Raw genomic sequence first — 20,418 nt, forward strand, 5'->3', positions numbered from 1 at the left:
GCCTTGTCCGGGAGGAAGCGCCGACGTCGATGCGGCGGCGCGAGTCGCGGCGACACTAGTTCGGCCGGCGCCGGCCCTGGTTGACGCAGGTCAATCCAATCCCGGACGAACCGACAGCGGCGTCGGAACGGTGCGCCCGGACGAACGGGCGTCCCGGCTCAGGCGGCCTTCGTTGCGGGCGCCGGCTTGGATGGCGGGGGCTTCAGCGGCTTGTCCTGCCGCTTCGACCACGAGATGTAATACGCCACCGTCGTCATGATCGCGATGCCGGCGATGCTGACGAAGAGCTGCGCGAACAGCGAGCCCGAGCTCATCGACAGCTCGAAATGGCCGACGAAGGACAGGAACACGCCGACGCAGAACACCGCGAGCGATTGCTGGCCGCAGACGATCAGGGGATCGAACACCTTCCATTCCAGGCCCGGCCAGTCCTTCGGCACGAAGCGGATCACCAGGATCACGATCACGACGAAATGGATGAAGCGGTACGGCGCAAGGTTGGTCTTGTCGTTGGGGTTGAAGGCCGAGAACAGCCATTCCGGGAACATGCCGCCGATGGCGGGGAAGCGGCCGGCCATGGTCATGACCAGTGCGAACAGGAGATAGCCGAGGCAGAGCCACAGCGTGATCGGCGAATTGATCAGCGTCATCGAGCGCCGCGCCCCGCCCATCGCGCACCAGGCGCCGAACACGAACAGCACCTGCCAGGCATATGGATTGAAGTACCACTGGCCGGCCGGATAGGCGGTCAGGTTCAGGCCGTAATGGCGCGCGGCGAGCCACAGCACGATCGACAGCACCATCGTCAAATCGGGCTTGCGCAGCATGAACCACAGCACCGGCGGGAACAGTCCCATCAGCACGATGTAGAGGGGCAGCACGTCGAGATTGAGCGGCTTGAAGCGCAGGAACAGGCCCTGGCGCAACGTCTCGGTGGCGTTGTCGACGAGGCCGGCGACGTTGAACTCGTTGATCATATCTGAATCGCCGAAGCGCAGCGCCAGATAGCTGATCGAGGCGATGTAGATCACGAACAGGATGATGTGGGCGACGTAGAGCTGCCAGACCCGCTTGGTCAGGCGCGTGGCGCCGACGATGAAGCCGCGCTCCAGCATCATGCGCGCATAGACGAAGGAGGCGGTGTAGCCGGAGATGAAGACGAACAGGTCGGCCGCGTCGGAAAAGCCGTAATTGCGCGTCGTGATCCAGTTCACGACGTTGTCAGGGATGTGGTCGAGGAAGATCGCCCAGTTGGCGACGCCGCGAAACAGGTCGAGCCGTAGGTCTCGGCCTTTTTCAGGGAGCGTGGCGTTGATGTTCAGGAAGGCCATGCGACGGGAGCTCTCGGAGGGGATAGATGCGCTGATGTCGGCGAGGCAGTGCGGCCGGGCTGAATCCCGGCGCGGAAGGCGGGTACGGAATTGTCACGGTGCAGCATAATGACTATACCGTCGGTAAGGGTGACCGGGGGGCCGGAATCACCGATCAGTTCCCGATCGGTGTCTCTATACTATCCCTGAGGTTTCCACCAACTGCCACCCTGACGCATCGAAATCGAACGAAAAGACGAAAAGGCCCGGACCACCCCATGACCGCACGCATTTTCAAGCCCGCCAAGAACGCGATGCAATCCGGCCGGTCCAAGACCCGGGAATGGCAGCTCGACTACGAGCCGGAGCAGCCGCGTGCGGTCGAGCCGCTGATGGGCTGGACCTCGTCCGGCGACATGAAGCAGCAGATCACGCTGCGCTTCGACAGCAAGGAAGAGGCGGTCGCCTATTGCGAGCGCAAGGGCATCGCCTACCAGGTCATCGAGCCCCAGGATTCGATCCGCCGGCCGGTCGCCTATGCCGACAATTTCTCGTTCCGGCGCGGCGAGCCCTGGACGCATTGAGGGGGCAGGTGGCTGCTCCGACTTCATACGACGTGATGTACTCGTCATGCCCGGGCTAGTCCCGGGCATCCACGTTTTGGGCCGCGTGAAAGAGCGTGGATGGCCGGGACATAGGCGAGCGGAAGCGACGCCGTCCTTCAGACGGTTATGCCCGGCCATGACCGTGGGGAGGTATTCCCCCGAACTCGATAGTGCCGCGCGCTTGGCTCTTGGCACCAATTCCGCCTCATGCTTCGCTGGTCCCGGCATCACGGGATCAGGGCGAGGTGGGGGATGGCCGGGCGTGACCAGCTCGACGGCGTCGATCTGAAGATCTTATCCGAGCTGCAGCAGGACGGGCGGGTTCGCAACAACGAGCTGGCGCTGCGCGTCGGCGTGTCCGCGCCCAACTGCCTGCGGCGGTTGAAATCGCTGTTCAGCCGCGGCGTGATCCGGGCGGTGCGCGCCGTCATCGACGAGCGGCTGCTCGGCTATGAGGTGGTGTCGTTCGTCTCGATCCAGCTCGGCAGCCAGGCCCAGCCGGTGCTGGAGGCGTTCGAGGGCTCGATCGCCGCGATCCCGCGCATCCAGCAGTGCTGGCGCATTTCCGGCGACACCGATTATCTGCTGAAATGCGTCGCGCCGAGCGTCGAGAGCATGCGCCAGCAGCTGCTGCATTTCGCCGCGATGCCCGATGTGAAGAACGTCCGCAGCTTTCCGGTGCTGGGCGTCGCGAAGGACGTGCCGCTGCCGTTGCAGGAGGTTGCGGCGGCGGGATAGGAGATCGCTCCGCCGGTGTGAGGCTCACAGAGACTGCGAAGGAGCTGAAATCATGTACATCGCAGGCTTCGTCATTCCGGTGCCGGAGGACAAGATGGAGGCCTATCGCCGATGGGCGGAGAACGGCGCGGCGCTGTTCAGGGAATACGGGTGTCTGGAGATCGTCGAGTCCTGGGAGGACAACGTCCCCAGTGGCACGCACACCGACTTTCGCCGCGCCGTGAATGCGAAGGACGGCGAGAAGATCGTCTTCACCTGGCAGGTCTGGCCCGACAAGGCAACGCTCGAGGCCGCCGAAGCCGGGATGGGCGACGACAAGCGATTTGAGGCTGCGGGCGACATTCCGTTCGATCCGAAGCGTCTGATCCTGGGCTGCTTCAGGCCGATCCACGTCATGGGGCGCCAGGACCGGTAAGGGCGTCATAGTGGAACTATATATCTTAGTAACTCACATAAGTTTGACATGTGATTTGCGAAGCCCTGCAATGCGCCGGATCGTGATTGTCGGTCCCTGCGCGCTGCCTAGATGCAGGGTGTGAGCCTCAGCCTGCATCGCACGCTGGGGATGCTTTTGTGGGACCCTAAGCAGGAAAAGACATCATGACATCGACTTCGAAGACGATCGCAGCGTCTGCTGCGGCGCTGTGTGCGTCTGCGTTTTTTGTTCTGTCGGCACCGGCTGCGAAGGCCGACGATTACTGCATTACCAACGGCGCCCAGGCCGCTCACGGCTGCGGTTATCCGACGATGGAAGCCTGCCGGCAGGCGGCAGGCGGCATCGGCGGCTCGTGCTCGCAGGCCGGCGGCGCGAAGACCACCAACGACGCGCTCGCCTTCCAGCCGAAGCAGACGCAGTCGCGCACCAAGCCTCGTTCGGGCGCGCAAAACTAACGCCTGACATCGAGACCGGATCCGGGACATTGCGGCCTCCGAGAGTGATCTCGGGGGCCGTAACTTATGACATGCAGACAACAATGCGCTTCGGCGCCCATCAGCGATACCTTCCGCGAAACTCGCGCGGTGAGGCGCCGGTCCAGCTTCGGAAGGCGCGGGAAAAACTCTTCTCGTTGCGGAAGCCGGCGATCTCCGCGATCCGCTTGATCGGGGTGCGGCCGCGCATCAACTCCTGCTTGGCGAGCTTGAATTTGGTCTCTTCCTTCAGATCGCGCAGCGAGGTCGCTTCCTCGCGCAGGCGCCGGTGCATGGTGCGGGTGGAGAGCGCAAGCTCGCTTGCGACATCCTCGGCGCCGAGACTGCGTCCGCGCGCATTGCGCAGCACGCGGCGCACGCGCTCGACCAGCAGCCGGTCGCGCCGATAGGGCAGCACGGTCAGCCGCAGCGCGCCCTTGAGCATGCTGTCGAGATCGGCCGGGCTGCGGGTCAGCGGCAGTGAAAGATAGTGCTTGTCGAACACGATACGGGCGCCATCCGCATCAAAGCTCAAATGCCTGCAGAAGATCGTCGGATAGACCGAGACGTGGCCCGGCTCGGAATAGGGAAACTCGGCCGCACGCAGCGCGATCGCGGAATCGACGGCCCAGCAGGAGAAGCCGAGGACATAGCGGAGCAGGGTGACGAGGCAGAATTCGCGCAAGGGGCCGAGATCGCGCTGCTCGCGAAGGGAGATGGTCGCGGTCTCATCACCAAGCGAGAGCTCGAACAGCACGTCCTCGGTCAGCAGGCGATGATGCCGGCACCAGCGCTTTAGCGCGACTTCGAGATTGGGGGCCGTGATCGAGGCGCGGCACAGCATGCCATAGGTTCCCCAAGGCAGCCGGCGCGAGAACCAACCGAGCGCTTCGTCGTCGAGCTCGCGCATGGCGTGGCCGGCCAGCGCCTCGAACTGGGCCGCCGTCACCCGTCCGTCCTGGGATCGAACGAGATCCTCGGTGACCTGGCCCTTACCCAATGCCTCGGCCGGATCCCGCCCGTAAAGGGCATAAGCGGCAACCACGCCGCGGACGAAGGCGGCTGGGGTCATGGCGCGGCGGGGCGTCGCGGTTGCGGCTTGGAACGGCATGAAAAATCCTCGCCAAAGTTGGCGGAAAATGCAACCTTTTCGACCGCCAGGACGCCCGGGCGGGGGTAGGTTCGGACCCGACAAGAATACGGAGGAATCGCCTTGAACATCCCGAGCATCGATTTCGATCTGGGCGAAGACATCAGCATGCTGCGCGACACGCTGCGCGCCTTCGTGGAGGCGGAGATCGCCCCGCGCGCCGCCGAGATCGAGAAGGCCAACCTGTTCCCGGCGGATCTCTGGAAGCGCCTTGGCGACCTCGGCCTGCTCGGCATGACGGCACCGGAGCAATATGGCGGCTCCAACATGGGCTATCTCGCCCATATCGTCGCTATGGAGGAGATTTCGCGCGGGTCGGCAGCCGTGGGCCTGTCCTACGGCGCGCATTCCAACCTCTGCGTCAACCAGATCCGCCGCAACGGCAACGACGCGCAGCGCGAGCGCTATCTGCCAAAACTGATCTCCGGCGAGTATGTCGGCGCGCTGGCGATGTCCGAGCCCGGCGCCGGCTCCGACGTCGTCTCGATGAAGCTGCGTGCCGACAAGCGCGGCGACCGCTACGTGCTCAACGGCTCGAAAATGTGGATCACCAATGGCGGCGACGCGGACGTGCTGGTCGTCTACGCCAAGACCGATCCGGAGGCCGGCCCGCGCGGCATGACTGCCTTCCTCGTCGAGAAGGGCTTCAAGGGATTTACCCACGGCCAGCATCTCGACAAGCTCGGCATGCGCGGCTCCAACACCTATCCCTTGTTCTTCGACGAATGCGAGGTGCCGGAGGAGAACGTGCTCGGCAAGGTGGGCGAGGGCGTCAAGGTGCTGATGTCCGGCCTCGATTATGAGCGCACCGTGCTTTCGGGCGGCCCGCTCGGGATCATGGCGGCCTGCATGGACGCGGTGGTGCCCTACATGCACGAGCGCAAGCAGTTCGGCCAGCCGATCGGCGACTTCCAGCTGATGCAGGGCAAGCTCGCCGACATGTATGCGACCTGGCAGGCCACACGCGCCTATGTCTATGCGGTCGGGCGCGCCTGCGACCGCGCCGACCATGCGCGGACCCTGCGCAAGGATGCCGCGGCTGCGATCCTCTATTCCGCGGAGAAGGCGACGTGGATGGCGGGCGAGGCGATCCAGGCGCTCGGCGGCGTCGGCTACACATCCGAATTTCCGGTCGGACGCCTGTGGCGCGACGCCAAGCTGTACGAGATCGGCGCCGGCACCTCGGAAGTGCGCCGCATGCTGATCGGCCGCGAGCTGATGGCCGAGACGGCGTAGGTCCGGCGCACTTGGAATTGCCGCGGTCCAACCTGGCCGCGGCCTCTCACCAGATCACCAGAAACGCGGGACAACATGCCGCTCCATTCCAGCATCGATCCGTCGTCGTCAGACTTTGCGCGCAATTCCGAGGCCATGCGCTCCCTCGTCGCGGACTTGCGCGAAAAGCTCAGCCAGGTCGCCGGCGGCGGCGGCGAGGCCTCGCGCAACCGCCACACCTCGCGCGGCAAGATGCTGGCGCGCGAGCGCGTTGACCTCTTGATCGATCCCGGGACCTCGTTCCTGGAGCTGTCGCCGCTGGCGGCCTACGGCCTCTATGGCGGCGACGTGCATTCGGCGAGCGTCGTCACCGGGGTGGGGCGCATCTCGGGCCGCGAATGCGTGGTCGTCGCCAACGACGCCACCATCAAGGGCGGCACCTATTATCCGATGACCGTGAAGAAGCATCTGCGCGCGCAGGACATCGCGCGGCAGAACAATCTTCCCTGCGTCTACATGGTCGATTCCGGCGGCGCCTTCCTGCCGCTCCAGGACGAGATCTTTCCGGACGAGCGCCACTTCGGCCGCATCTTCTACAACCAGGCGCAGATGTCGTCGCAAGGCATCCCGCAGGTCGCGATCGTGATGGGGTCCTGCACCGCCGGCGGCGCCTATGTGCCGGCCATGTCGGACGAGAGCATCATCGTGCGCAACCAGGGCACCATCTTCCTCGGCGGCCCGCCGCTGGTGAAGGCGGCGACCGGCGAGGTGGTGACCGCGGAGGAGCTCGGCGGCGCCGACGTGCATTCGCGGCAATCAGGTGTGACCGATCACTACGCGCAGAACGACGCCCACGCGATCGGCATCGCCCGCCGCATCGTCGGCACCTTGAAGCCGTCGAGCCGGCCGAACCTCAACATGCATCCGCCGCGCGATCCGCTGTTCGCGGCCGAGGAGATCTACGGCGTGGTGCCGGTCGATGGCCGCAAGCCGTTCGACGTGCGCGACATCATCGCGCGCGTCGTGGACGGGTCGGAATTCGACGAGTTCAAGAAACTCTACGGCACGACGCTGGTGTGCGGCTTCGCCCATATCTGGGGCTATCCGGTCGGCATCATCGCCAACAACGGCATCCTGTTCAGCGAGAGTTCGTTGAAGGGGGCGCATTTCATCGAGCTATGCTGCCAGCGCGGCATTCCGCTGGTGTTCCTGCAGAACATCACCGGCTTCATGGTCGGCAAGAAGTACGAGGCCGGCGGCATCGCGCGCGACGGCGCCAAGCTCGTGACGGCGGTTGCGACCGCCTCGGTGCCGAAGTTCACCGTCGTGATCGGCGGCTCCTACGGCGCCGGCAATTACGGCATGTGCGGCCGAGCCTACTCACCGCGCTTTCTCTGGATGTGGCCAAACGCGCGCATCTCGGTGATGGGCGGCGAGCAGGCCTCGATGGTGCTGAGCCAGGTCCGGCGCGACAATATCGAGGCCAGGGGCGATAGCTGGTCCAGGGACGAGGAAGACAAATTCCGCGAGCCGATCCGCGCGCAGTATGAGAGCCAAGGGCATCCGTACTACGCGACCGCGCGCCTGTGGGACGACGGCGTGATCGACCCGGCCGACACCAGGCTCGTGCTCGGCCTCGGCCTCTCGGCGGCGTCGAATGCGCCGATCGAGCCCACCAAATTCGGCCTATTCAGGATGTGATGCGATGGACCGCTCAAAGCTCTACCGGCGTTTTCGCACGCTCCTGATCGCCAACCGCGGCGAGATCGCCTGCCGCGTCATCCGCACCGCCCGCGCCATGGGCCTGCGCACGGTCGCGGTCTATTCCGAGGCCGACCGCGACGCGATGCATGTCGCGCTCGCCGACGAGGCCGTGCTGCTCGGCCCCGCGCGGGCGCGTGACAGCTATCTCAATGTCGAGCGTCTGATCGAAGCCGCGCGAAAGACCGGGGCGGAGGCCGTGCATCCCGGCTACGGCTTCCTGTCGGAGAATGCCGAGTTTGCGCATGCCTGCCTCGACGCGGGGCTGGTCTTCGTGGGGCCGACCGCCGGGATGATGACGGCGATGGGCTCGAAGTCCGGCTCGAAAGCGCTGATGGAGAAGGCGGGCGTGCCGCTGGTGCCCGGCTATCACGGCGAGGCCCAGGACGAGGCGACGCTGGCGAAGGCCGCGAACCAGATCGGCTTCCCGATCCTGGTGAAAGCGTCCGCCGGCGGCGGTGGCCGCGGCATGCGGATCGTGCGCTCGGCGGCCGAGCTCGGGCCCGCGATCGTCAGCGCCAAGCGCGAGGCCAAGGCCGCGTTCGGCGACGACCGCATGCTGATCGAGAAATATGTCGACAATCCCCGCCATATCGAGGTGCAGATCATCGGCGACAGCCACGGCAATCTGCTCTCGCTGTTCGAGCGCGAATGCACGCTGCAGCGCCGGCACCAGAAGGTGATCGAGGAAGCGCCGTCGCCGACCCTCAATGCGGCGCAGCGCGAGACGGTCTGCGCCGCGGCGCGGAAGGCGGCGGGCGCGGTGAACTATGTCGGCGCCGGCACCATCGAGTTCGTCTCCGACGGCAAGGACGTGTTCTTCATCGAGATGAACACGCGTCTCCAGGTCGAGCATCCCGTGACCGAACTGATCACCGGAATCGACCTCGTCGAATGGCAGCTGCGCGTCGCCTTCGGCGAGGCGTTGCCGCTGCGGCAGGACGAGATCCGCCTCAACGGCCACGCGGTCGAGGCGCGCGTCTACGCCGAAAATCCGACCAAGAACTTCATGCCCTCGGTCGGAAAGATCTCGACCTGGCGGCTGCCCCCGGAGACCGGCGGCCTGCGCATCGACGCGGGCTATCGCGAGGGCGACAGCGTCTCGCCGTACTACGACGCGATGCTCGCAAAAATGATCGCCTGGGCACCGACCCGGGATGTCGCGATCGAGCGGCTGAACCGCGGACTGGAGGACTCCGACGTCCGCGGCATCGTCACCAACATCCCGTTCCTGTCGGCGCTGATCACGCATCAAAAAGTGCGGGCGAATGCGATCGACACCGGCTTCATCGAGCGCGAGCTGGCGGTGCTGACGCAGGCTACGCCGGCGCCCGGCGAGCTCGAGCTCTGCGCCGCGGTCGCCGCGATCGTGAACGACGAGCGGCAGGCCGCGCAGGCCGAGGCGAATTCGCCCTGGCAGACGTTCGGCTGGATGCCGGTCGGCCGGCGTCAGCGCAGCTTTGCCTTCCGCGTTGGCCACGGGCCTGAGCAGAAGATCACCCTCAACTACGGCAGCGGGCCGTCGACGCTTGTGATCGGCGACCGCGAGCTGGCATTCGCGATCGCGCCGCGCGATGGCGGCTTCGATCTGACGCTCGACGGCGTCAAATCCCAGGTCGCCGCCGTGATCGACGGCCATGAACTCTATTTGCGCACGCGCCACGGCCGCTTCGACCTGCATTGGGTCGATCCGTTCGGCGGCGAGACCGAGGAGCAGGCCGGCGCGGACAAGATCGCGGCACCCTTGCCGGGCACGGTCGTCGCCGTGCTGGCCGAGGAGGGCGCAACGCTGGAGAAGGGCGCGCCGATCCTCACCCTCGAAGTGATGAAGATGGAGCAGACGCTGCGGGCGCCCTATGCCGGCGTGCTGACGTCGATCAAGTGCAAGGTCGGCGACATCGTGCAGGAGGGCGTCGAGCTCGCCGTGGTCGAGCCTTCGGGAGAATGAGATGAGCGAGCCCGTCCGCATCATCGAGATGGGGCCGCGCGACGGCCTCCAGAACGAGAAGAGTCCCGTCAGCGTCGAGGCCCGCATCGCCTTCGTCGAGGCGCTGGTCTCAGCCGGCCTCGATACGGTCGAGGTCGGCGCTTTCGTGTCGCCCAAGGCGATCCCGCAAATGGCAAGCTCCGATGCCGTGCTGCGCGGCGTGAGCCATATAACGGGTGCCGAATTCCACGTGCTGGTGCCGAACGAGAAGGGCTATGACGCCGCCCGCGCCGCGGGCGCGAAGGTGGTCTCGGTGTTCGCGGCAGCCTCCGAAGGCTTTTCGCGGGCCAACATCAACTGCACGGTCGCGGAGTCGATCGAACGGTTCAAGCCGGTGCTGGCGCGCGCCAAGACCGACGGCATCAAGGTGCGCGGCTACATTTCCTGCGTGCTGGGCTGTCCGTTCGACGGCGAGATCAAGCCGAAGGCGGTGGCCGATCTTGCTAGCACGCTGTGGGACCTCGGCTGCTACGAGATCTCGCTCGGCGACACCATCGGCGTCGGCACCCCGGCCAAGGCGAAGGAAATGCTGCGCGCCGTCAGCGCCGACATCCCCGCCGCCAATCTCGCGATGCACTTTCATGACACCTACGGCCAGGCGCTCGCCAACCTCTATGCCGGGCTGGAGCAGGGCGTCCGCGTCATCGATGCCGCCGCCGGCGGCCTCGGCGGCTGCCCCTACGCCCCCGGCGCGACCGGCAATGTCGCGACCGAGGATGTCGTCTACATGCTCGAAGGCATGGGCATCAGCACCGGCGTCGACATGGAGAAGCTGTTGGCGGCGACGAACGAGATGAGCGGCGTGCTGGGCAAGCCGCCCGTGAGCCGCGTGGCGTCCGCGCTGAATGCGAAGAAGAAGCGAACTACGTCCTAATTTTCGTAGGGTGGGCAAAGGCGCATAGCGCCGTGCCCACCATCTCTCCGCGATCGAATTTGGAAATGGTGGGCACGCTTTCGCTTCACCCACCCTACGAGACAACGAAACGCGCGGTCAGGCCGCCTTCAGCCCAACATCCGGCAGACGCGGCCGGCTCTTGAGCGCCTTCACCATCATGGCCTCGACCTCGGCCTTTTCCTGCGGCAGCAGGGCGAGGCGGGGCGGACGGGTCAGCACCGTGCCGCGGCCCATGATGTGCTCGCACAGCTTGATGCACTGGACGAGGTCCGGGCGCGCATCGAGATGCAAGAGCGGCATGAACCATTCGTAGAGTGGCATCGCCTCGGCATAGCGTCCCGCCTTGGCCAGGCGAAACAGTGTCTCGCCCTCGCGCGGGAAGGCGTTCGACATGCCGGAGACCCAGCCCACGGCGCCCATGGCGACGCTCTCGACGATGACGTCGTCGAGGCCTGCGAACAGCACGAAGCGGTCGCCGACCATGTTCCTTGTGTCGATGAAGCGGCGCGTGTCGCCGGAGGAATCCTTGAAGCAGACGACCGTCTCGACGTCGGCGAGCGAGGCGAGGATGTCGGGGGTGACGTCGTTCTTGTAGATCGGCGGGTTGTTGTAGAGCATCACGGGAAGGTCCGTCGCGGTGGCGACGGCGCGGAAATGCGCGGCGGTCTCGTGCGGCTTCGACGAATAGATCAGGGCCGGCATCACCATGACGCCGTCGATGCCGACGCGCGCGGCTTCCTTCGCCGTCTCGACCGCGAAGGCCGTGGTGAACTCGGCGATGCCGCACAGCACGGGCACGCGCCCGGCCGCGACGGATTTCGCCGTCTCCATGATCGCGACCTTCTCCTTGCGATCCAGCGACGTGTTCTCGCCGACGGAGCCGCAGACGATCAGACCGGAGACGCCGTCGCGGATCAGTCCGTCCATCACCTTCGCGGTCGCGTCGATGTCGAGCGAGAGATCGTCGTGGAATTGCGTGGTGACGGCCGGGAAGACGCCTTCCCAGGAAACGCGGCGGCTCATGGTCTTACTCCAAGTAAATTTCGCCGGCGGGGGGCTGGGGCCGCCGGCTGTGGTGAAGAGGATGGCGGGCGGGATCAGAGCGTAGCGCCGACCTTGCGCAATTCGGCGAGGACCGGAGCCTTGGGCAGCCAGATATTGTCGAACTCGGCAATGACTGCCTCGGTGTCGCCGGCCGGCACCTGGCGGATCGGGATCGGCGCGCTCTTGAAGTTCTCGATCAGTGCGGGCTCATTGCCGGCGAGCTCGTCGATCTGCGCGTCCAGCGTCGACTTGACCGTCTTGGCGATCAGCTCGCGGTCGGCTGCGGGGAGCGACTGCCAGACCCGGCCCGAGACCACTGCGGCCATCGGCATGAAGACGGCGTTCATCTGGAGGATCACCTTCGAGACCTTGTCGAAGCGCTGGTTCCAGGAGAATTCGAGATCAGCCTCGAGGCCATCGACCTGGCCGTTGGCCATCGCGTCGAACACCTGCGGCGTCGGGATCGGTGTCGGCGCTGCGCCAAGCGAAGAATAGAAATCGCGATAGACCGGCGTCGGGTTGATGCGCAGCTTCATGCCCTTGATGTCGGCGAGCGAATTCAGGTCCCTGGAGGAGAACACGGCGCGCATGCCGGTGATGCCCCAGCCGAGCCCGATCGTGCCGGTCTCCTGCGGCAGCACGTCGAACAGCTTCACCGCCGCGGGATGCCGCACGAATTTCGCGACCGCCGGCGTCGAGCGGACGATGTAGGGCGCATTGATCGCGGCGATGTGCGGGACGCGCGAGCCGAGCTCGGCGGCCTGGATGAAGCCCATGTCGAGCGCGCCGGACTGCAATTGCTGCATCATCGCGGGCTCGTTGCCGAGCTGGCCGGAGTGGAACACGGTCAGCGTCAGCCGGCCGCTGGTGGCGGCCTTGAGGTCGTCGCCGAATTTGAGTGCGGCCTTGTTCCAGGAATGGCCGTTCGGCGTGATCAGGCCGAGGCGGAATTCCTTGGCCTGGGCGAGCGCCAGCGACGGCGCGAACACCGATGCGGCGGCGCTGGCGGCGAGAAGGCGGCGACGAGAAAGCGGCATGGTCGGGCTCCTTTTGGACGGGCCTATTTGACGAGGATCAGCGAGAGCGAAGGGAAGAGCGAGAGCAGCACCAGCAGGACGCAGGAGATGACGAAGAAGGGCAGCGTCACCATGAACATCTTGCCGGGCTTGGCGCCGGTGACAGCGGCCGCAACGAAGAAGCAGAGCCCGACCGGCGGTGACAACAGGCCGAGCACCAGGTTGATCACCACGACGACGCCGAAATGCCGGGGGTCGATGTGATAGACGTCGGTTGCGACCGGCAGCAGGATCGGCACCGTCATGATCAGGCCGGGAATGCCGTCGATGACAGTGCCGATCACCAGCAGGATGACGTTGCAGATCAGCATGAAGCTGATCGGGTCCTTGGCCGCCGACTGGATCCAGCCGGCGGTCTCCTGCGGAACCTTGCCGAAGATCAGGACCCAGGAGAACACCGCGGCGGCGGCGACGAGGAACAGCACGATGGCCGAATAGATAGCACTGCGCAGCATCATCTGCGGCAACTGGGAGAACTCGAACTCTTTGGTCCAGTATTTCCCGACCAGGGCAGCGGCCACGGCGCCGACCGCGGCGGATTCCGTTGCGTTGGCGAGGCCGCCGAGGATGGTGCCGACGATGACGATCGGGATCAGCAGGGTGGGCGACGTCCGCAGGATCGTCATGACGCGCTGGCGCGGCGTCTGATAGTCGGCGCGGGGATAATTGTAGATGTATCCCATCAGCGCGATGACGAGGCAGAACATCACGGTCAGGATGACGCCCGGCACGATTCCGGCGATCAGCATGTCGCTGACCGAGACCTGCGCGAGCACGCTGTAGACCACGAACATGACCGAGGGCGGGATGATCGGCCCGAGCATGCCGCCATAGGCGGTGAGGCCCGCCGCAAAGGTCTTGTCGTAGCCCTTCTTCTCCATCTCCGGCACCATGATCTGGGCCATGATCGCGACCTGCGCGGTCGCAGATCCCAGGATCGAGGAGATGAACATGTTGGCGAGGATGTTGACGTAGGCGAGCCCGCCCTTCAGCGAGCCGACGAAGGCCATCGCCATGTCGACGATGCGGCGGGTGATGCCGCCGCCGTTCATGATCTCACCGATCAGGATGAAGAGCGGAATGGCAATCAGGCCGTAACTGTCGACGCCGCCGAACAGCTGGAGCGGATAGGACTGGAACAGCACCGGATTGCCGGATGCGGCGATATAGACGAGGCCGGCGAGGCACAGGCAGAGCCCGATCGGCACGCCGACCAGCATGATCGCGACGAAGGCGGCAGACGTGATCATCAGTTGACCCCGTCGAGCTCGGAGAGCTGGAAGCCCCTCAGCGGCGTGCGCGGGACCAGCTCGAGATCTTCAAGTAGATTGGCGAGGCCGTGAATGGTCATCGACACCGCGAAGATCGGCAGCGTCAAATAGAGCACCCAGGTCGGCCAGTTCAGCGTCTGGGTGTGCTCGGTGTAGAGGAAGTTGAAGGTTTCGGCCGCGAGCTTGCGCCCGTCGAAGCCGGCGCGTGCGAGCCCGATCGGGTCCATCCAGAGCACGCAGGTGACGATCAGGGCGATGCCGAACACGACGACGAGACCTGTCGAGATCACTTTGGCGATCTTCTGGTGCTGCGGCGAGAGACGCTCCGTCAGCATCGTGACGGCGAAGTCCAGCCGCAACCGCGTCATGGCGGAGGCGCCGATGAAGGTCAGCCAGACCACGCAATAGACCGCGGATTCATCGATCCAGTAGATCGGGAAATGCGAGTAGCGGGTGACGACGTTCACCAGGATCAGTGCGGTGAGCAGGTACATCAGGCCCATCAGCGCCAGACGCTCGAAGGCCAGCAGCGCGCTCGACGCCCTGATCACAATCCGCCGGGCGCTGAGCGCGCCCGTATCCGGCATCGTCCCTTCGATCATCAAAGGCCCCAATCCCCCGTCAGAATTCTCGTGCCAAGGCAAAATGTATAATTTATACATTTTGGGTGTCAAACGGAGATTGCGGTCATTTCGGCGGCAGGACGCGCTTTTGCTGGGCACCTGGTTTTGTGGGGGGCTGGCTTTTGCTGGCGCCCTCAACATGCAAGAGAGGGACCGCTTTCTGCCGGACGAGTCGCGAAGAAAGACGGAAGGTCAGATGAAACAGCCTCTGAAGCATCGCACCCTGTCGGCTGCGATCGTCGACCAGCTCCGGCAGGCGATCCTCGACGGCACCTATCCGGCGGGATCGCAATTGCGCCAGGATGCGCTTGGCGATGCCTACGGCGTCAGCCGCATTCCGGTGCGCGAGGCGCTGTTCCAGCTCGAGGCCGAAGGGCTGGTGCGCATTGTTCCGCAGAAGGGCGCCATCGTCTCGGAGCTGTCACTGGACGAGATCAACGACGTGTTCGACCTCCGCCGCATCCTGGAGCCGCGCTTGCTGGCGCAGTCGGCGCCGCGCTTCACCGCGGAGGATTTCGCGGGGCTCGACGACATCCACAAGAGTTTCGAGAAGGCGATCAAGGCGCGCAACGTCAGCGAATGGGGCCAGCTCAACGCCGACTTCCACATGGCGCTCTACGTCCACGCCCCGCAGCCGCGCACGCGCGCGATCGTGCTGTCGCTGCTCCAGACCAGCGACCGCTACACGCGCCTGCAGCTCTCCAACACCAAGGCGATGGGGACGGCCGAGAAAGAGCACGCCCACCTGATCGCGCTCTGCCGCGCGCAGAAGGTCGATGAGGCCTGCCGGTTTTTGGAGCGGCACATCGAGGCCGTGCGCAAGGATCTGTTGCAGGTCGTGGCCGGCAGCACGATCGCGCCGAAATCACGGCGGAAGGAGAAATCGTAGGGTGGGCAAAGGCGCATAGCGCCGTGCCCACCGTCTAGGCGTCGTACATTCTGGTGGGCACGCTACGCTTTGCCCACCCTACGGAAGTTGCGATTGCCGCTACCTGCTCCCGTCCGGCCCCATCACGAGATCCGGCAGCGCGGTCGATATCCCCGGCACGAAGCACAGCAGCAGCACGGCGAGCATCATCAGCAGCACGAAGGGGAGGGTGCCCCAGATCACCTCGCTGAGGGGAATATCGGGCGCGACGTTGCGGATGACGAAGATGTTCAATCCCACAGGTGGGTGGATCAGCCCCATCTCCATCACGATGGTCATGACCACGCCGAACCAGATGATGTCGAAGTTCGCGGCGCGTAAGGGCGGCAGGATGATCGGCGCGGTCATCAGGATGATCGAGACCGGCGGCAGGAAGAAGCCGAGCACGACGACCATGACGAGGATCGCGAACAACAGGCCCCAGCGCGGCAGGTGCATCGCGACAACGGATTCGGCGACCGATTGCGAGATGTGCAGATAGCTCATCACGTAGGAATAGAGCAGCGACATGCCGATGATCATCATCAGCATGGTCGATTCCCGGATCGTCGACTTCATGATCGGCGCAAGGTCGCTCGGCCGCCACACGCTGTAGATCGCGGCGATCAGCCCCAGCGCGAGGAGGCCGCCGAGGCCGGCGGTCTCCGACGGCGTGGCATAGCCGCCATAGAGCGCGATCATGACGCCGGTGAGCAGAAGCACGAACGGGATCACACGCGGCAGCACGCTGAAACGCTCGGCCAGCGTGTACTCGTCGCGGGCGAGAATTGCGGCTTCCGGTCCGCCTTTCCTGTAGATGGCCTCAGCGGCTGCATATTCCCGGCGGAAGCGGATCACGGCATAGGTGCCGAACAGGGACACCAGCAGCAGGCCCGGCCCGATGCCGGCGAGGAAGAGACGCCCGAGTGACTTTTCCGCCGCGACCGCGAACAGGATCATGGTGATCGAGGGCGGCAGCAGGATGCCGAGCGTGCCGCCGGCGGCGATGATGCCCGCGGCAAAGCCGCCGGAATAGCCGCGCTTGCGCATCTCGGGGATGCCGGCCGAGCCGATTGCCGAGCAGGTCGCTGGGCTCGAGCCCGCCATCGCCGCGAATAGCGCGCAGGCGAACACGTTGGCGACGCCGAGCCCGCCGGGGACGCGATGCAGCCAGGCATGCAGGGCCAAATAGAGATCCTGGCCGGCACGCGACTTGCCGATCGCCGCGCCCTTCAGGATGAAGAGCGGGATCGACAGCAGCGTGATCGAGGCCATTTCCTCGTAGACGTTCTGCGTCACCGTATCGAGGGAGGCCGACGGCATGTAGATGCCCATGAACACGACCGCGACCGCGCCAAGTGCGAAGGCGATCGGCATGCCCGAGAACATCACGACCAGCGTCGCAATCGCGTAAGCTAGGCCAATACCGAAAACGCTCATGGACGCCTGGCTCCTGCGAAAGGCAGCGCAAGCTGCACGAGAATTTGGACGCAGAGCAGGCTCATGCCGAGCGCCATCAGCGAATAGGGAATGGCGAGTGGCGGCGACCACATCGAGTTCGAGACCTGGCCGTCGACATAGGCCTCATGGGCCAGCGTCCAGGATTTCCATGTGAAGAAGGCGCAGAACATGAATGTCGCGGCATCGACCAGCCAGAGCCTGATCCGGTTCGCCAGCGGCGAGAGCAGGCCGACGAAAGCCTCGATGCCGATATGACCGCGGTTCTGCTGCACATAGGCGGCCGTCATGAAGGTCGCGCCGACCAGCAGGAACACGGCGGCCTCGTCCTGCCAGTAATTGGCGGCCTTGAACAAGGCGCGGCTCAGCACGCTGTAGCTCAGGATGGCGCAGGCCGCGACCAGCGCGATCGCCGCGAACACGACGATGATGCTGTTGAGGATGGCGAGACCGCGATCGATCGCCGCCGCAAGGCCGGTCCTTGCGGCAGCGTTGGCCTGGTCGTCACGATCCGGAAGCGGACCGTGGCTCATGCCGCGACGTCGGTGGCGAGCTTGAGCAGGTTCGCGGCGGTCGCGGTCTTGGCGCCGTAATCCTTCCACGCGGTGTCGCGGGCGATGTCGCGCCACTTTCCGACGGTCGCGGCATCGAGCACCGAGACCTTGGCGCCGGCCTTCTCGTATACCTTTGCGACCTCGACGTCGTCGTCCTGCGCGCCCTTGCGGCCGAAGACTTCGAGCTCGGCGCCAACTGCGAGCAGCACGTCCTGCTGGTTCTTCGGTAGCTTGTCGAAGATCGCCTTCGACATCATCAAGGGCTCGAGCATGAACCAGTAGGAAGCGCCCGCGCCCGAGGTCAGCGACTTCGCGACCTCTTCGAGCCGGAACGAGATCAGGCTGGTGGAGGAGGTGAGAGCGGCGTCGCAGGCGCCGGTCTGCATCGCCGCGTAGATTTCGTTCGAAGGCACCGACAGCACCGAGGCGCCGGCGGTCTGGAGCACCATGTCCATCTCGCGCGAGCCGCCGCGCACCTTCATGCCTTTGGCGTCTTCAGGCGCGACGATAGGCTTGGAGCGGCTGGCGAGGCCGCCGGCCTGCCATACCCAGGTGAGCAGGATGATGCCCTTGTCGGCGAGGAAGTCGGAGAGCGCCTTGCCGACCGGCTCCTTCTTCCAGCGCATGCCCTGGTCGTAGGTGGTGACGAGGCCCGGCATCAGGCCGATATTGGTCTCCGGCAATTCGCCGCCGGCGTAAGGCATCGGATAGAGCGAGATATCGAGCGCGCCCTTGCGCATCGCGGAGAACTGCGCGTTGGTCTTGATCAGCGAGGAGTTCGGATAGATCTCAGCGGCAATGTCGCCATTGCTGCGCTTGGCGACTTCGGCGGCGAACATGCGGCAGAGCCGGTCGCGGAAATCGCCCTTGTCGATGGTGCCGCCCGGGAATTGGTGCGAGATCTTCAGCGTGGTCGCGGCATGCGCGGTGCCAGTGCCGAAGCGGAGAATGGCGGGTGCCGCGACGGCGGTCGCGAGCAGGTGGCGGCGCGTGAGCATGGTGTGATTCCCTTGGACGGTTCTTGTTTGGTGTGATTTGGGTCAGGCCTTGTGAGACCGGTGCCTGGGCCCATCCTAGCCGGTCTTTCGCCCGATGTTCTCTCATCTGATAGTTCGAGACCGAATGCCGCGGCAAGTGTCGGCCGTGCTGCGCTGCACACTTCTGGTCCTCCTAGGCCAGGCGGAACGAGGGACGGCGGCGGCGCGCAGAAATTTATCAGCGACCGCGTAACAACGCCGCGTGGCAATCCGTCGAGATTGAATAGCGGCGTCCGTCGCTGACAAACACCATCTCGAAGGGAAGACCAATCATGACCATTCGCACCCGCATCGCGCTCGGCGTCTCGGTTGCCGCTCTCTCGCTTGGCCTCGCACTGTCGCCGGCCGCCTTTGCCCAAGACAAGATGGGCGACAAGATGGGCAAGGAGGACGGCATGATGAAGAAGGACACCATGTCCAAGGACGGCATGAAGAAGGATGCCATGACCAAGGACGACGGCATGAAGAAGGATCACATGTCGAAGGACGGGATGAAGAAAGACGACGGGATGATGAAGAAGAACTGATCTTCCATCGTCGCGGGAGGCGTTTGCGCAAGGCAGACGCGCGCTCTCGAAAGTCCGGAGCGGTCCCGTGGACCGCCCCGGAGCGATGTCTCAGCGCAAGTTCAACTGAATGTGACTTGTGAACGTTACTTGCGCTTGGCCTTGCGGGCGGCGTAACGGGCGTCGCGCTTGGCCTTCTGTTCGGCCTCGAGCGCAGCCGCTTGGGCGGCCGCTTCCTCGGCCTCACGCGCAAGTCGCGCAGCTTCCGCGGCCTTGGCTTCTTCCTCAAGGCGCTTCTGCTCGGCCTTTTCCGCCTCGCGCGCAGCCTTTGCCTCGGCGCGCTTGGCCGCGAGCGCCTCACGCTCGGCACGCTTCGCCGCAACCGACGGATCATCCGGTCCCGGTTGGGATTTGAATTTGTTCAAAAGATTTTTGCGGGCGTCCTGCGCCGCCTTTTGCCGGTCTGCGAAACCTGGTTCCCTGAATCCACTCATCGACGAGCCTTGTCTTCCTCGCTTTCGACCCTACATCACTGCGTGTTGGTACGTCGGCTGGGCATAGCAGGCGCCACGCGACGCAGATGCGTGTACATCGCCGCGCGTCGCAACGCCACCCAAATCGCAGCCGACCAGGTAGACGAAAATCGCCTCCCGACGATCCTCGTAGCCCGGAAAAACTGCCGAATTGTGATGTCCCTCATAAGGGAGCACGCGGAGCGGCGCCTAGCGTCCGCGCCAACGAGACGGAGCACGGGCATGATGATCTTCCGATTGAGCCTGAAGGCGCTCGCAATCACCGTCGCTGTCGCCGCCTTGGCCGGCGCCGCGTTCCTGCTCGCCCGTCCGCAGCCGATCGAAAGTGCCGTCCTGGGCGCCGACTGGGAGTGCAGCCAGACCGCGTTCGTGCTCACGACTTGCGCACCACGCGTCCGTGAGGCGATCCCCGCGGTCGAAACCTCGCGCAAGGATGCGATCCGGGCGACCCGAGGCTGAACCGGAACTTGCGATGTGACGCGTCGCCGCAGAGGTGTTAAAGCCGGCTCGCCTCCGTGATCATCCCGTCATGACCAAGCCCGAGTCTGAGCCCAATCCCGAACCCAAGCCTGAACTGGGTGAGGGGCCCAAATCCCCGCCAAGACCTCAATCCGGTGACAACCGCCGCGGCGCGGTCGCCGGCCTGATCATCGCGATCGTGATCCTCGGCGTCGGCTGGTGGCTGGCCCGCGATCTCACCGCCGCCAGCAAGATGCAGGACTGCCTGATGTCGGGGCGAAGCAATTGCAACGTGATCGAGCCGGCCCGCTAGAAGTCCTCCAACGCTGTCCTCTGCAGCTCTTTGGGCCGAAAAATCGCCGTGATCTTAATCATTTGTA

General features: G+C 65.0%; 22 protein-coding genes. 12 read left to right on the plus strand and 10 right to left on the minus strand.

Features of this window, described 5'->3' with window-relative positions; all coding sequences use genetic code 11:
• Nucleotides 1-158: 158 nt before the first annotated feature.
• The gene (locus tag ACE10W_RS19420; protein ID WP_271557460.1) at nt 159-1,331 is read right to left on the minus strand and encodes an OpgC domain-containing protein; all 1,173 of its coding nucleotides are present in this window, start codon (nt 1,329-1,331) and stop codon (nt 159-161) included.
• Nucleotides 1,332-1,588: 257 nt separating this feature from the next.
• On the opposite strand from ACE10W_RS19420, the gene ACE10W_RS19425 reads away from it, so the two are divergent.
• The 4 genes from ACE10W_RS19425 to ACE10W_RS19440 all read left to right on the plus strand — a co-directional run bounded on the left by ACE10W_RS19425 (nt 1,589) and on the right by ACE10W_RS19440 (nt 3,544).
• Nucleotides 1,589-1,894: an ETC complex I subunit gene (locus ACE10W_RS19425; protein ID WP_028171332.1), complete on the plus strand. Its 306-nt coding sequence runs from the start codon at nt 1,589-1,591 to the stop codon at nt 1,892-1,894.
• Nucleotides 1,895-2,167: 273 nt separating this feature from the next.
• The gene (locus tag ACE10W_RS19430; protein ID WP_161535001.1) at nt 2,168-2,653 is read left to right on the plus strand and encodes an Lrp/AsnC family transcriptional regulator; all 486 of its coding nucleotides are present in this window, start codon (nt 2,168-2,170) and stop codon (nt 2,651-2,653) included.
• 52 nt (nt 2,654-2,705) lie between these two features.
• On the plus strand, nt 2,706-3,068 hold the full coding sequence (locus tag ACE10W_RS19435; protein ID WP_271557463.1) for a DUF1428 domain-containing protein: 363 nt from the start codon (nt 2,706-2,708) through the stop codon (nt 3,066-3,068).
• A gap of 185 nt (nt 3,069-3,253) precedes the next feature.
• Nucleotides 3,254-3,544, plus strand: coding sequence for a DUF3551 domain-containing protein (locus ACE10W_RS19440; protein ID WP_161534999.1), 291 nt, complete (start codon nt 3,254-3,256; stop codon nt 3,542-3,544).
• A 100-nt stretch (nt 3,545-3,644) separates the two neighbouring features.
• Here the strand turns inward: ACE10W_RS19440 and ACE10W_RS19445 are convergent, their stop codons facing one another.
• A complete protein-coding gene (locus ACE10W_RS19445) occupies nt 3,645-4,673 on the minus strand; it encodes an AraC family transcriptional regulator (RefSeq protein ID WP_271557466.1) in 1,029 nt (342 codons plus the stop codon).
• Nucleotides 4,674-4,775: 102 nt separating this feature from the next.
• Here ACE10W_RS19445 and ACE10W_RS19450 point away from each other — a divergent pair, with 102 nt between their 5' ends.
• From ACE10W_RS19450 to ACE10W_RS19465, 4 genes are all read left to right on the plus strand, one after another.
• Entirely contained in the window at nt 4,776-5,948 is a 1,173-nt protein-coding gene (locus tag ACE10W_RS19450) for an isovaleryl-CoA dehydrogenase (RefSeq protein WP_028171337.1), read from the plus strand.
• A 75-nt stretch (nt 5,949-6,023) separates the two neighbouring features.
• A complete protein-coding gene (locus ACE10W_RS19455; protein WP_271557468.1) occupies nt 6,024-7,628 on the plus strand; it encodes a carboxyl transferase domain-containing protein in 1,605 nt (534 codons plus the stop codon).
• Nucleotides 7,629-7,632: 4 nt separating this feature from the next.
• On the plus strand, nt 7,633-9,636 hold the full coding sequence (locus ACE10W_RS19460) for an acetyl/propionyl/methylcrotonyl-CoA carboxylase subunit alpha (protein WP_375762678.1): 2,004 nt from the start codon (nt 7,633-7,635) through the stop codon (nt 9,634-9,636).
• Between the two features lies 1 nt (nt 9,637).
• Nucleotides 9,638-10,549, plus strand: coding sequence for a hydroxymethylglutaryl-CoA lyase (locus ACE10W_RS19465; RefSeq protein ID WP_271557471.1), 912 nt, complete (start codon nt 9,638-9,640; stop codon nt 10,547-10,549).
• Nucleotides 10,550-10,666: 117 nt separating this feature from the next.
• On the opposite strand, the gene ACE10W_RS19470 is transcribed toward ACE10W_RS19465, so the two are convergent.
• From ACE10W_RS19470 to ACE10W_RS19485, 4 genes are all read right to left on the minus strand, one after another.
• On the minus strand, nt 10,667-11,593 hold the full coding sequence (locus tag ACE10W_RS19470; RefSeq protein ID WP_375762679.1) for a dihydrodipicolinate synthase family protein: 927 nt from the start codon (nt 11,591-11,593) through the stop codon (nt 10,667-10,669).
• Between the two features lie 74 nt (nt 11,594-11,667).
• The gene (locus ACE10W_RS19475; RefSeq protein ID WP_271557475.1) at nt 11,668-12,651 is read right to left on the minus strand and encodes a TRAP transporter substrate-binding protein; all 984 of its coding nucleotides are present in this window, start codon (nt 12,649-12,651) and stop codon (nt 11,668-11,670) included.
• Between the two features lie 23 nt (nt 12,652-12,674).
• Nucleotides 12,675-13,940: a TRAP transporter large permease gene (locus ACE10W_RS19480; RefSeq protein ID WP_011087197.1), complete on the minus strand. Its 1,266-nt coding sequence runs from the start codon at nt 13,938-13,940 to the stop codon at nt 12,675-12,677.
• A complete protein-coding gene (locus tag ACE10W_RS19485) occupies nt 13,940-14,548 on the minus strand; it encodes a TRAP transporter small permease (RefSeq protein ID WP_271557924.1) in 609 nt (202 codons plus the stop codon). The genes ACE10W_RS19480 and ACE10W_RS19485 overlap by 1 nt, the downstream gene beginning before the upstream one ends.
• Before the next feature lie 232 nt (nt 14,549-14,780).
• Here ACE10W_RS19485 and ACE10W_RS19490 point away from each other — a divergent pair, with 232 nt between their 5' ends.
• Nucleotides 14,781-15,473 (plus strand): GntR family transcriptional regulator, encoded by a 693-nt coding sequence (locus ACE10W_RS19490; RefSeq protein WP_271557478.1) that lies wholly within the window; start codon nt 14,781-14,783, stop codon nt 15,471-15,473.
• Between the two features lie 99 nt (nt 15,474-15,572).
• Here the strand turns inward: ACE10W_RS19490 and ACE10W_RS19495 are convergent, their stop codons facing one another.
• Genes ACE10W_RS19495 through dctP form a run of 3 tightly spaced genes read right to left on the minus strand, consistent with a single transcriptional unit; the run spans nt 15,573 to nt 18,501 of the window.
• Nucleotides 15,573-16,931, minus strand: coding sequence for a TRAP transporter large permease (locus ACE10W_RS19495; RefSeq protein ID WP_011087200.1), 1,359 nt, complete (start codon nt 16,929-16,931; stop codon nt 15,573-15,575).
• Nucleotides 16,928-17,482 carry a TRAP transporter small permease gene (locus ACE10W_RS19500; protein WP_060912279.1) on the minus strand — a complete coding sequence of 185 codons (555 nt, stop codon included), beginning with the start codon at nt 17,480-17,482 and terminating at the stop codon, nt 16,928-16,930. The genes ACE10W_RS19495 and ACE10W_RS19500 overlap by 4 nt, the downstream gene beginning before the upstream one ends.
• Nucleotides 17,479-18,501, minus strand: coding sequence for a TRAP transporter substrate-binding protein DctP (gene dctP / locus ACE10W_RS19505; protein ID WP_011087202.1), 1,023 nt, complete (start codon nt 18,499-18,501; stop codon nt 17,479-17,481). Before dctP ends, ACE10W_RS19500 begins: the two co-directional genes overlap by 4 nt.
• A gap of 311 nt (nt 18,502-18,812) precedes the next feature.
• Between dctP and ACE10W_RS19510 the strand changes: the two genes are divergently transcribed.
• Nucleotides 18,813-19,067 carry a pentapeptide MXKDX repeat protein gene (locus ACE10W_RS19510; protein WP_028171344.1) on the plus strand — a complete coding sequence of 85 codons (255 nt, stop codon included), beginning with the start codon at nt 18,813-18,815 and terminating at the stop codon, nt 19,065-19,067.
• Nucleotides 19,068-19,192: 125 nt separating this feature from the next.
• Here ACE10W_RS19510 and ACE10W_RS19515 read toward each other — a convergent pair whose 3' ends face one another.
• A complete protein-coding gene (locus ACE10W_RS19515; RefSeq protein WP_028171345.1) occupies nt 19,193-19,540 on the minus strand; it encodes a DUF6481 family protein in 348 nt (115 codons plus the stop codon).
• Nucleotides 19,541-19,801: 261 nt separating this feature from the next.
• Between ACE10W_RS19515 and ACE10W_RS19520 the strand changes: the two genes are divergently transcribed.
• Together ACE10W_RS19520 and ACE10W_RS19525 are read left to right on the plus strand one after the other, a co-directional pair.
• Nucleotides 19,802-20,038, plus strand: coding sequence for a hypothetical protein (locus tag ACE10W_RS19520; protein ID WP_028171346.1), 237 nt, complete (start codon nt 19,802-19,804; stop codon nt 20,036-20,038).
• A 70-nt stretch (nt 20,039-20,108) separates the two neighbouring features.
• Nucleotides 20,109-20,351 (plus strand): hypothetical protein, encoded by a 243-nt coding sequence (locus ACE10W_RS19525; protein ID WP_028171347.1) that lies wholly within the window; start codon nt 20,109-20,111, stop codon nt 20,349-20,351.
• The last annotated feature ends 67 nt before the right edge of the window (nt 20,352-20,418 follow it).

This window comes from Bradyrhizobium sp. B025 (genome assembly GCF_042257955.1).
Lineage (GTDB): Bacteria > Pseudomonadota > Alphaproteobacteria > Rhizobiales > Xanthobacteraceae > Bradyrhizobium > Bradyrhizobium diazoefficiens.

Bases quoted from the DNA above. Each gene is read 5' to 3' on its own strand.
- ACE10W_RS19510 (WP_028171344.1), top strand. From the start codon at position 18,813: ATGACCATTCGCACCCGCATCGCGCTCGGCGTCTCGGTTGCCGCTCTC.
- ACE10W_RS19500 (WP_060912279.1), bottom strand. From the start codon at position 17,482: ATGAGCCACGGTCCGCTTCCGGATCGTGACGACCAGGCCAACGCTGCC.
- ACE10W_RS19470 (WP_375762679.1), bottom strand. From the start codon at position 11,593: ATGAGCCGCCGCGTTTCCTGGGAAGGCGTCTTCCCGGCCGTCACCACG.
- dctP (WP_011087202.1), bottom strand. From the start codon at position 18,501: ATGCTCACGCGCCGCCACCTGCTCGCGACCGCCGTCGCGGCACCCGCC.
- ACE10W_RS19520 (WP_028171346.1), top strand. From the start codon at position 19,802: ATGATGATCTTCCGATTGAGCCTGAAGGCGCTCGCAATCACCGTCGCT.
- ACE10W_RS19460 (WP_375762678.1), top strand. From the start codon at position 7,633: ATGGACCGCTCAAAGCTCTACCGGCGTTTTCGCACGCTCCTGATCGCC.
- ACE10W_RS19445 (WP_271557466.1), bottom strand. From the start codon at position 4,673: ATGCCGTTCCAAGCCGCAACCGCGACGCCCCGCCGCGCCATGACCCCA.
- ACE10W_RS19490 (WP_271557478.1), top strand. From the start codon at position 14,781: ATGAAACAGCCTCTGAAGCATCGCACCCTGTCGGCTGCGATCGTCGAC.
- ACE10W_RS19525 (WP_028171347.1), top strand. From the start codon at position 20,109: ATGACCAAGCCCGAGTCTGAGCCCAATCCCGAACCCAAGCCTGAACTG.
- ACE10W_RS19465 (WP_271557471.1), top strand. From the start codon at position 9,638: ATGAGCGAGCCCGTCCGCATCATCGAGATGGGGCCGCGCGACGGCCTC.
- ACE10W_RS19475 (WP_271557475.1), bottom strand. From the start codon at position 12,651: ATGCCGCTTTCTCGTCGCCGCCTTCTCGCCGCCAGCGCCGCCGCATCG.
- ACE10W_RS19430 (WP_161535001.1), top strand. From the start codon at position 2,168: ATGGCCGGGCGTGACCAGCTCGACGGCGTCGATCTGAAGATCTTATCC.
- ACE10W_RS19495 (WP_011087200.1), bottom strand. From the start codon at position 16,931: ATGAGCGTTTTCGGTATTGGCCTAGCTTACGCGATTGCGACGCTGGTC.
- ACE10W_RS19480 (WP_011087197.1), bottom strand. From the start codon at position 13,940: ATGATCACGTCTGCCGCCTTCGTCGCGATCATGCTGGTCGGCGTGCCG.
- ACE10W_RS19440 (WP_161534999.1), top strand. From the start codon at position 3,254: ATGACATCGACTTCGAAGACGATCGCAGCGTCTGCTGCGGCGCTGTGT.
- ACE10W_RS19420 (WP_271557460.1), bottom strand. From the start codon at position 1,331: ATGGCCTTCCTGAACATCAACGCCACGCTCCCTGAAAAAGGCCGAGAC.
- ACE10W_RS19515 (WP_028171345.1), bottom strand. From the start codon at position 19,540: ATGAGTGGATTCAGGGAACCAGGTTTCGCAGACCGGCAAAAGGCGGCG.
- ACE10W_RS19485 (WP_271557924.1), bottom strand. From the start codon at position 14,548: ATGCCGGATACGGGCGCGCTCAGCGCCCGGCGGATTGTGATCAGGGCG.
- ACE10W_RS19425 (WP_028171332.1), top strand. From the start codon at position 1,589: ATGACCGCACGCATTTTCAAGCCCGCCAAGAACGCGATGCAATCCGGC.
- ACE10W_RS19455 (WP_271557468.1), top strand. From the start codon at position 6,024: ATGCCGCTCCATTCCAGCATCGATCCGTCGTCGTCAGACTTTGCGCGC.
- ACE10W_RS19435 (WP_271557463.1), top strand. From the start codon at position 2,706: ATGTACATCGCAGGCTTCGTCATTCCGGTGCCGGAGGACAAGATGGAG.